The sequence below is a fragment of the Nonomuraea sp. NPDC049141 genome, from assembly GCF_040648415.1.
Lineage (GTDB): Bacteria > Actinomycetota > Actinomycetes > Streptosporangiales > Streptosporangiaceae > Nonomuraea.
In genome coordinates this window covers 722,707-731,213 of record NZ_JBEZDR010000001.1, presented here as the reverse complement: position 1 = coordinate 731,213, position 8,507 = coordinate 722,707, and the positions used below count along the sequence as shown (strand labels likewise).

The following is an 8,507-nucleotide window of genomic DNA, read 5'->3' as shown; positions in this document are numbered from 1 at the left end:
GCCTTCGCCTTCGCCTTCGCCTTCGCCTTCGCCTTCGCCTTCGCCTTCGCCTTCGCCTTCGCCTTCGCCTTCGCCTTCGCCTTCGCCTTCGCCGTCGGGGTCGGGGGCCGAGCGGCTGGCGGTGCTGCGTGCCGCCGCCGACGCGGTGCTCGCGGGCAAGGAGGTGACCCGGTGCGTGATCGTCCAGGAGGATCCCGGTGGGGCCGGCTTCGCCAAGAGCCTGCACCTGGAGGCGCCCTGGGTGGCCACCACCGTGGTGACCCTGCCGCTCGACGCGGCCGAGGCGCCCGCGCGGATCACCGCGGAGGTCACCGCGACCGACCGCTTCAAGGAGGTCTGCTACGACGCCGATGGAGTCCGGACAGAGCCCGTGCTGGTGCCGGTGGAGCTCAACGGCGCCGCGCTCCCGCTCGGCCCGGACGATGTGCTGCTTGTCACCGGCGGCGGCAAGGGCATCACGGCCGAATGCGCCCTGAGCCTGGCCAAGGAGACCGGCACGCGCCTGGCCCTGCTGGGCCGGTCCGACCCGGCGGCGGACGGCGAACTGGCCGCCAACCTGGAGCGGATGGCGAGCACCGGAGTGACCGCCCGCTACCTGCGCGCCGACGTCACCGACCGGGCGAAGATGGCCGAAGCGGTCGCCGCGCTCGAAGCGGACCTCGGCAAGGTCACCGGCGTCCTCCACGGAGCCGGCGGCAACGTGCCCAAGCTGCTCGGAGAGCTCACCGACGACGACTACGCCGCCACGATCGACCCCAAGGTCGCGGGGCTCGAAGCGGTACTGGCCGCCGTCGACACCACCGCCCTGCGGCTGCTCGTCACGTTCGGCAGCATCACCGGACGGGCCGGGCTGCGGGGCGAGGCCCACTACGCCATCGCCAACGAATGGCAGAGCGACCTGGTCGAACGGCTCGCACACGAGCTGCCGCACTGCCGATGCCGGGCCGTGGAATGGTCGCTGTGGTCGGGCGTCGGCATGGGCGAGCGGCTCGGCTCGGTGGAGAACCTCGCCCGCGTGGGCGTCACCACCATCACCCCCGACCAGGGGGTGGCCATGCTCCGCGAGCTGATCGCCGACCTCGGCGCGCCCGTCGTCACCGTGGTCACCGGCCGGTTCGGCGAGCTGCCGACGGTGACCTTCCGCGCCGGACGGGAGGGGAGCGATGATCTGCCACTGCTCCGCTTCCTGGAGCAGCCGCGCGTCTCCTACCCCGGCATCGAGCTCGTCGCCGACTCCGAGGTCAGCTGGGCCAGCGATCCCTACCTCGCCGAGCACGTCTTCGGCGGCGGGGAAGGGGCCGTCCTCCCGGGCACGGTGGGCATGGAGATCATGGCTCAGGCCGCGGCCGGGCTGCTCGGCACCGAGACCGTGCCGGTCCTGGAGGACGTGGAATTCCTCCGGGCCATCGTCGTTCCCGAGGACACTCCGGTGACGGTACGGGTGGCGGCGCTGCGAACCGGGCCAGGCCGGGTCACCACCGCGGTCCGTACGAGTGCGACCAAATTCCAGATCGACCACTTCCGGGCGGTCTGCGATTACTCGGGCGCCAAGCTGGAAACGCTCGGGCACACCGGCGATCACTCCGGCGCAGAGCCGGAAACGCTGGGGTACACCGGCGACTATTCCGGCGCAAAGCCGGAAACGCTCGGGCTCACCCGGCCCGGCGACGTGGCGCTGCCGCCGCTGGCGTTCGACCCCGCGACGGACCTCTACGGGCCGATGCTCTTCCACGGCCCGAGGTTCAAACTCGTCGAGAGCATCCACCGAACCGGCGCCCAGCACGTCACAGGCCGCCTCCTGGCCGGCACGGGCTCCTCCTGGTTCGGGCGGTATCTCCCTTCCCGGCTGCTGCTCGGCGACCCGGCCGCCCGGGACGCCTACATGCAGCCGATGCAGACCTGCGGGCCGACCGTGCTGGCCATCCCCTCGGGAGTGGAACGCATCGTGCCGGGCCCGTCGACCGGCGAGCAGGCGACCGACGTCTACATCCGGCACCGCTTCGACGACAAGTGCTGGGACATCGAGGTCACCGACCGCGACGGCGCCGTCATCGAGACCTGGCAGGGCTTCCGTACACAACTGGTCAGCAAGTACGAGGTTCCCCGCGAATGGGTTCCCATGCTGCTGGGCTCCTACCTGGAACATGTCCTCATCGAGCAGAACCTGGCGGGCCGCGTCCTGTTCGACGCCGACGGCGACGGCCTGGAGCGGCGACAGGCCAGCCGGCTGGCGGTCCAGCGGCTGCTCGGCGCCGACGCCGAGGTCGTCTGGCGCCCGGACGGCAAGCCGGAGGTGGTGAGCGGCGACACCGTGTCGATCGCGCACGCGGCCGGCGTCACCATGGCCACGACCACCGCGGGGTGCGACCTGGAGACGGTCACGGCCCGGAGCAGGCAGACCTGGTCGACGCTGCTCGGCGCCGACCGGCTCGCGCTGGCCGAGGCCATCGCGGACGAGGCGGGGGAGGACTTCGACACCGCGGCCACGCGGGTATGGACGGCCGCCGAGTGCCTGGTGAAGGCGGGCCGGCCCGTCGACGCCGCCGTCACGTTCGACTCGGCGCGGGAAGGCGGCTGGGTGGGGCTCGTCGCCGGCGACCACCGGATCCTGACGATGTCCACCAGGCTGCGTGGCGTGGCCGCCCCGGTCGTCCTCGCGATCCTGGCCGCGACCGACCCGAACGCCGGCAAGGCCGGTGAGCTCCGGTGACCGGCGACGCGTACGAATACCGGCACGTCGTGGGCATCGAGGACACCGACCTGCTCGGCAACGTCAACTACGTCAACTACATCCGCTGGCAGGGCCGCGCCCGGGAGATGTTCCTGCGGGACTTCGTCCCCGACGTGGTGGCCGGTTTCGCCGACGGGGTGCGCCTGCTGACCGTGAGCTGCCACTGCGACTACCTGCGGGAACTCGCGGTCTTCGACGAGGTGATCATCAGGATGCGTCAGGGAGAGCTGGGCCAGACCCAGTCGGTGATGACATACGAGTACTGGCGTCAGCTCCCCGACGGCGGAGAGGAACTGGTCGCCACCGGCGAGCAGCGGATCGCCTGCGTACGTCCCGACGAGAAGGGCCACCTGGTCCCGGCGCGGATCCCGGAACAGATGCGGCGCCTGCTCGAACAGGTGCGCGGCCCTCGCCGTTGACCATCGAAGGGAATGACCATGCACGCTGTTTCCGCCACCGCCCGCTGGACCGCGGCCGCCAGGGCGAAGGAGTCGCGGCGCGATGACGCGATCTTCACCGACGACCTGGCCGAGGAACTGGCCGGAGAGGAGGGCGCGACCCTCTTCGCCCGCTACGACAACCCGGGCGTGGGCGAGTTCATCGCCATCCGGACCCGCTACCTGGACGACGTGATCTCCGTACGCTCCGACCTCACGCAGGTCGTCCTGCTGGCGGCCGGCCTGGACACCCGCTCCGTACGGCTGCCATGGCCGCCGGAGACCGTGCTCTACGAGATCGACCAGGCCGACCTGCTGGACGACAAGGACAAGAGGCTCGCCGAGCTCGGCGCCCGGCACGGCTGCGTTCGGCGGCCCGTCGGCGCCGACCTCACCGGCGCGTGGCCGGAGGCGCTGCGGGAGGCCGGCTGGGATCCGTCGGCGCCGACCCTGTGGGTGGTCGAGGGGCTGCTGTTCTATATCCCGGAGCCCGACGCCCGCGTGCTGCTGCGGCGGGTCGCGGAGATCTCCGCCCCGGGAAGCGTGCTCGCCGGGGATCTGCTCAGCCACCAGTCGATGATCAGCGAGTTCTCGCAGGAGGCACTGCGCAGGCTGACCGAGGACGGCTGCCCGTGGCTGTTCGGCACCGACGAGCCCGAGGAGTTCCTGTCCGGATGCGGCTGGCGGGTCACCGAGCTGAAGACCCCCGGCGAGGAGGGCGCCTCCTACGACCGGTGGCCGTGGAACCCGCCATTGCCCCGAGACGTCATGGGCTTCCCCCGGAACTTCCTCTTCATCGCCGACAACGGGTAGCCTTGCGGGTGCGGCTGGTGCCTCTGACCAGCCGCTTTCCACCCTCAGATCGTCTGGGTGCGGTTGCTATCGCGTTGAGTTCGCAGCGTTCAAGGTGTCTCCTCAGCCGCTCCCTTAGGAGACATGTGTTCCAGGCAACAGGCAGGCGATCAGTGATGCTGGCCACCCTCATGGCCTTCGCGATCGCACTGATCACCACCACCACGGCCGCTGCGAGCGTGAACCGTACCGCCATCATCGGGGGCAGAGCCGCGACGGCACCCTACTCGTTCATGGTGTCCTTCCGGCTGCGGGAAGAGCCCGACCACCACTGCGGCGGCGCCCTCATCGCCGCGGACTGGGTCGTCACCGCCGCCCACTGCAAGGGACTCATGAAACCCGGCGAGACCCGGGTACGGATCGGCTCCCTCAGCCGCGACAAGGGCGGAGTCCTCACCAGCGTCAAGCGGGTCATCACCCATCCCGACTGGGCCGGACTCCACACGCGCGGGCAGCGCGAGGGCGACCTCCTGCTGGTCCAGCTGGACCGGCGAGTAGACCTCCAGCCCATTCGCATCGCCGACGCCCCCGGCCGGGTCGGCGACCTGAGCCGCGTCATCGGCTGGGGCATGACCTGCGAGGACGAGACCAGATGCGGGAACGGTCCCCGGCAGTTGCAGGAGCTCGACACCGTCCGCGTACCCGACGACCGTTGCGAGGGTCTCGACCACGGCACCGAGCTGTGCACCGGTGACCGCGCCGGGCGCGCGGCCAGCGCCTGCCACGGCGACTCCGGTGGCCCGCAGATCCGCATGATCGCCGGCCGGTGGGAGCTGATCGGAGCCACCTCACGCGACGGCGACGACGTGGACAGCCGCATGGGTGGGGGAGCAGGCTGCTCCACCAACCCGAACGGCGGGCCGGGAGTCGGCATCTGGACCGACGTGACCCACTACCGCTCCTGGATCACCCGCACCATCGGGGAACAGGTCTGACCTGCGTCCCCGCTACCACAGTGCTGCGCTCCCCGACCAAGTCACGCGGTCACCTTGGGTGGTCGGGGCGCTGATGGCCAGGAACCGGAGGATTCCGCCCGAGTCGTTGGCCATCTGGTGGGGCAGCCCTGGCGGGATCTGTATTCCCTGGCCGGGTTCGAGTACGACCTCTCCATCAGGGGTGCGCATTGTGGCCTGGCCGTCCAGGACGTAGAAGTACTGACGAGCGTGATCGTGATAGTGCCACGTCTCTGCGGTTCGGGGGCATGTGCTCCTCGATCACGGACAGGCCTCCGGTGTTCACCAGCCGTCACCCGTCGCATCCGTGGCCCCATGAGTAGTGGGGGGTCCTGCTTGGCCCGTACGACCGGTGGCACCAGGCGGGGCGGCAGGACCATCCAGGCCAGGCGGAGGGCGGGACCGAGGGTCTTGGAGGGAGTGCCGCAGTACACGACATGGTCGGGGGCGGTGCCCTGCAGGACACCGACGGGCTGGCGGTCGTAGCGGTACTCGCCGTCGTAGTCGTCCTCGACGATCACCGCGCTGGTGGTCCGGGCTCAGGCGCTCAGTGCTTGGCGGCGTTGGGAGTGCAGCGGCACACCGGTCGGGTACTGGTGGGTGGGGGTGAGGAACGCCGCCCCCGTGTCCGATGTGAGCGCGTCGACGCGGGCGCCGCGGTGGTCGACGGGCAAGGGCAGAACGGTGGGACCGGCACGGCGGACGACGTCGCGGAAGAGCTTGTGGCCTGGGTCCTCGATGGCGACCGTATGGATTCCGGTTGCGGCGAGCACGCCGCTGAGCAGGCTCGGCCCTCGGTAGTAGCCGGAGATGATCACGATCTGGTCCGGGGTGGTCACCACGCCACGGGTACGGCCGAGGTAGCCGACGAGCGCGGTGCGCAGCTCCACGTGGCCTTGCGGGTCGCCGGCGCCGAAGACTTCCGGCCGTGCGGTGCCGAGGACGCGGCGGGTGGCGGCGAGCCAGGCCCGGGTGGGGAAGGCGCTGACATCGGGAAGCCCGGGGCGCAGGTCGTGGCCGGGCGTGGTCGGTGTGGTGGGCCGGCCCGCGGACGCCGGGGCCGGCTTGGAGATGTGGGCGACGGTGGTGCCTGATCCGGGGCGGATCGTGAGGTAGCCCTCCTCGGCGAGTTGGTCGTAGGCGGCGGTGACGGTGCCCCGGGCCAGGCCGAGTTGCCGGCTCAGCCCTCTGGTCGAGGGCAGGCGCGTGCCGGGGGACAGCCGACCTTCGCGGATCGCCGTGCACAGGGCGGATTCCAGTCCGGCCCGCCGCCCGCTCGGAGCGCCCGCGTCGAGGAGCTGAACGCCCTGAGCACGGCGTAGATGCCAAGCGACATGATGAGAACGTCAGGCGTCGCGACACGAAAACGAAAGTAGATTCAGGCGATGACCGGGCTGCGACGCTCGATGAGTACGACGTCGCGCCAGAGGCCGTGATGGCGGCCGACTCGCTCCCGGGTGCCGATCACCCGGAACCCGGCCTGAGTGTGCAAGGTGAGACTGGCGGTGTTCTGCGGGAAGATCCCGGATTGGATCGTCCAAATGCCGGCGGCCTCGGTGGAGGCGATCAGGGCGGCCAGCAAGATGGAGCCGACGCCTTGACGACGAGCGCCGGGATGGACATAGACCGAGTGCTCCACCACCCCGGCGTAGACGCACCGGTCGGAGACCGCGGTGGCCGCCACCCAGCCGAGCACCCGGCCGGTGTCGTCCAGGGCGACGTGGCGGTGCGCGGGCAGCCTGGCCTCGTCGAAGTGCGACCAGGTGGGGGCAGCAGTCTCGAAGGTCGCCTGTCCCTCGTCGATGCCGAGCTGGTAGATGGCCAGCACCTGGGCGGCATGCTCGGGTGCCATGGCGGCGACCTGCACGGTCGTGCTGTTCATCCCCGTCTCCCGGGGAGGAGGTCGTCGATCAGCACACGGACGCGGGCCTCGATCTGATCGCGGATGGGGCGCACGGCGTCGACACCCCGGCCTGCGGGGTCGTCGAGTTGCCAGTCCTCGTAGCGCTTGCCGGGGAAGATCGGGCAGGCATCGCCGCAGCCCATGGTGATGACCACGTCGCTGGCTTGAACGGTGTCGCCGGTGAGCACCTTGGGGATCTCGGCGGAAATGTCGATGCCGGTCTCGGCCATCGCCTCCACCACGGCAGGGTTCACCTGGTCGGCGGGCGCCGATCCGGCCGAGCGGACCAGGACGCGATCGCCTGCCAGGTGGGTGAGGAAGGCGGCGGCCATTTGGGAGCGGCCGGCGTTGTGCACGCAGACGAACAACACCTGCGGCTTGTCGGGCTGGTCGGACACCGTTTCTCCTATCGGGGCAGGTCGGCCGCGGCCGTTTGGTGAGCAGTGTCAAGGGCGGGTGCCGTGCCGGGCCGGGGCGCGTTCGGGTAGAGGGCGGTCAGCAGCAGGCCGCCGAGCCCGGCCCCGGCCAGCTGGGCGGCGATGAAGCCGGGCACCGAGGCGGGCGCGATCCCGGCGAAGGTGTCGGTGATGGCCCGGCCCAGGGTGACGGCGGGGTTGGCGAAGCTCGTACTGCTGGTGAACCAGTAGGCGGCGCCGATGTAGGCGCCGACCGCCACCGGCGTCAGCGCCGGGCGGCCTTGCCGGGCCAGGGCGAAGATGACCACGATGAGCCCGGCGGTGGCCACTACTTCGCCCAGCAGCAGATGCGGCGCTGAGCGGTCCCGGGCCGAGATTTGGACGGCCTGCAGTGCGAACATCGCGTTCGCCAGCACGGCTCCGGCGAGCGCGCCGGCGATTTGAGCGGGCAGGTAGGCGGCCAGATCGCGGCCGCGTACGGCTGGGTCCGCCTCGCGGCGGGTGAGGAGCCAGGCCACCAGGGAGACGACCGGGTTGAAGTGCGCGCCGGACACCGGCGCGAAGATCACGATGAGCACGGCCAGGCCCGCCGCGGTGGCCAGGCTGTTGGCCAGCAACTGCACGCCGACGTCGCGCGACAGGCCGGCCGCCATGATGCCGGAGCCGACCACGATGGCGACCAGGGCCGCGGTGCCGGCGAACTCGGCCAGTGCCCGGCGCGCCAGGGAGGCTGGCGCGTCGGCAGCGCCAGCAGTCGGACGCCGGCCTCGACCGACCCGGGCCGGGCTCACCGGGCATCCAGGGTGAGTGTCTCGGGCAGGGCGAGCACGCCGGTCAGGCGCTTGAGCGTGGCCGGGATGATCCAGTAGTAGACCCAGGTGCCGCGCCGCTGGCTGTCGATCAGACCGGCCTCGCGGAGCACTTTGAGATGGTGCGAGATGGTCGGCGCCGTCACCGCGAACGCGCCGGTCAGCTCGCAGACGCACACCCCCTCCCCGGCCTGGCGGCCGCCTTCGTGCGCGCCGATCAGTGACAGCAGCCGCAACCGGATCGGATCGCCCAGGGCCTTGAACACCCGCGCCAGCTCGGCCGCTTCGTCCTGGCCGATCGGCTCGGCGACCAGCGGCGCGCAGCACCCGGAGGCGAGCACCGGCAATTCCTGCTTCGACATATCTCTAATTTGACAGAATCCTAAGCAGGAGCGCAAACTCGAAA

General features: G+C 70.9%; 9 protein-coding genes and 1 pseudogene. 4 read left to right on the top strand and 6 right to left on the bottom strand.

Features of this window, described 5'->3' with window-relative positions:
• The first annotated feature begins 175 nt into the window (after window positions 1-175).
• From AB0B91_RS03395 to AB0B91_RS03380, 4 genes are all read left to right on the top strand, one after another.
• Window positions 176-2,710 carry an SDR family oxidoreductase gene (locus AB0B91_RS03395; protein ID WP_358314632.1) on the top strand — a complete coding sequence of 845 codons (2,535 nt, stop codon included), beginning with the start codon at window positions 176-178 and terminating at the stop codon, window positions 2,708-2,710.
• Window positions 2,707-3,150 carry an acyl-CoA thioesterase gene (locus AB0B91_RS03390; protein WP_358314630.1) on the top strand — a complete coding sequence of 148 codons (444 nt, stop codon included), beginning with the start codon at window positions 2,707-2,709 and terminating at the stop codon, window positions 3,148-3,150. The genes AB0B91_RS03395 and AB0B91_RS03390 overlap by 4 nt, the downstream gene beginning before the upstream one ends.
• An 18-nt stretch (window positions 3,151-3,168) precedes the next feature.
• A complete protein-coding gene (locus AB0B91_RS03385; RefSeq protein WP_358314627.1) occupies window positions 3,169-3,981 on the top strand; it encodes an SAM-dependent methyltransferase in 813 nt (270 codons plus the stop codon).
• Window positions 3,982-4,106: 125 nt separating this feature from the next.
• The gene (locus AB0B91_RS03380; RefSeq protein WP_358314624.1) at window positions 4,107-4,955 is read left to right on the top strand and encodes a serine protease; all 849 of its coding nucleotides are present in this window, start codon (window positions 4,107-4,109) and stop codon (window positions 4,953-4,955) included.
• Between the two features lie 12 nt (window positions 4,956-4,967).
• On the opposite strand, the pseudogene AB0B91_RS03375 reads toward AB0B91_RS03380, so the two are convergent.
• The 6 genes and pseudogenes from AB0B91_RS03375 to AB0B91_RS03350 all read right to left on the bottom strand — a co-directional run.
• Window positions 4,968-5,204 (bottom strand): annotated as a pseudogene (locus tag AB0B91_RS03375) (cupin domain-containing protein); the annotation flags it as partial.
• Window positions 5,205-5,512: 308 nt separating this feature from the next.
• Window positions 5,513-6,220: a PLP-dependent aminotransferase family protein gene (locus tag AB0B91_RS03370; RefSeq protein ID WP_358315693.1), complete on the bottom strand. Its 708-nt coding sequence runs from the start codon at window positions 6,218-6,220 to the stop codon at window positions 5,513-5,515.
• A 131-nt stretch (window positions 6,221-6,351) separates the two neighbouring features.
• Window positions 6,352-6,855 carry an N-acetyltransferase family protein gene (locus AB0B91_RS03365; protein WP_358314621.1) on the bottom strand — a complete coding sequence of 168 codons (504 nt, stop codon included), beginning with the start codon at window positions 6,853-6,855 and terminating at the stop codon, window positions 6,352-6,354.
• Window positions 6,852-7,274 carry an arsenate reductase ArsC gene (locus AB0B91_RS03360; RefSeq protein ID WP_358314618.1) on the bottom strand — a complete coding sequence of 141 codons (423 nt, stop codon included), beginning with the start codon at window positions 7,272-7,274 and terminating at the stop codon, window positions 6,852-6,854. Before AB0B91_RS03360 ends, AB0B91_RS03365 begins: the two co-directional genes overlap by 4 nt.
• Window positions 7,275-7,282: 8 nt before the next feature.
• Window positions 7,283-8,083 (bottom strand): aquaporin, encoded by an 801-nt coding sequence (locus tag AB0B91_RS03355; protein WP_358314615.1) that lies wholly within the window; start codon window positions 8,081-8,083, stop codon window positions 7,283-7,285.
• Window positions 8,080-8,463: a metalloregulator ArsR/SmtB family transcription factor gene (locus AB0B91_RS03350; RefSeq protein WP_358314612.1), complete on the bottom strand. Its 384-nt coding sequence runs from the start codon at window positions 8,461-8,463 to the stop codon at window positions 8,080-8,082. The genes AB0B91_RS03355 and AB0B91_RS03350 overlap by 4 nt, the downstream gene beginning before the upstream one ends.
• Window positions 8,464-8,507 lie beyond the last annotated feature (44 nt).

Bases quoted from the DNA above. Each gene is read 5' to 3' on its own strand.
- AB0B91_RS03350 (WP_358314612.1), bottom strand. From the start codon at position 8,463: ATGTCGAAGCAGGAATTGCCGGTGCTCGCCTCCGGGTGCTGCGCGCCG.
- AB0B91_RS03385 (WP_358314627.1), top strand. From the start codon at position 3,169: ATGCACGCTGTTTCCGCCACCGCCCGCTGGACCGCGGCCGCCAGGGCG.
- AB0B91_RS03365 (WP_358314621.1), bottom strand. From the start codon at position 6,855: ATGAACAGCACGACCGTGCAGGTCGCCGCCATGGCACCCGAGCATGCC.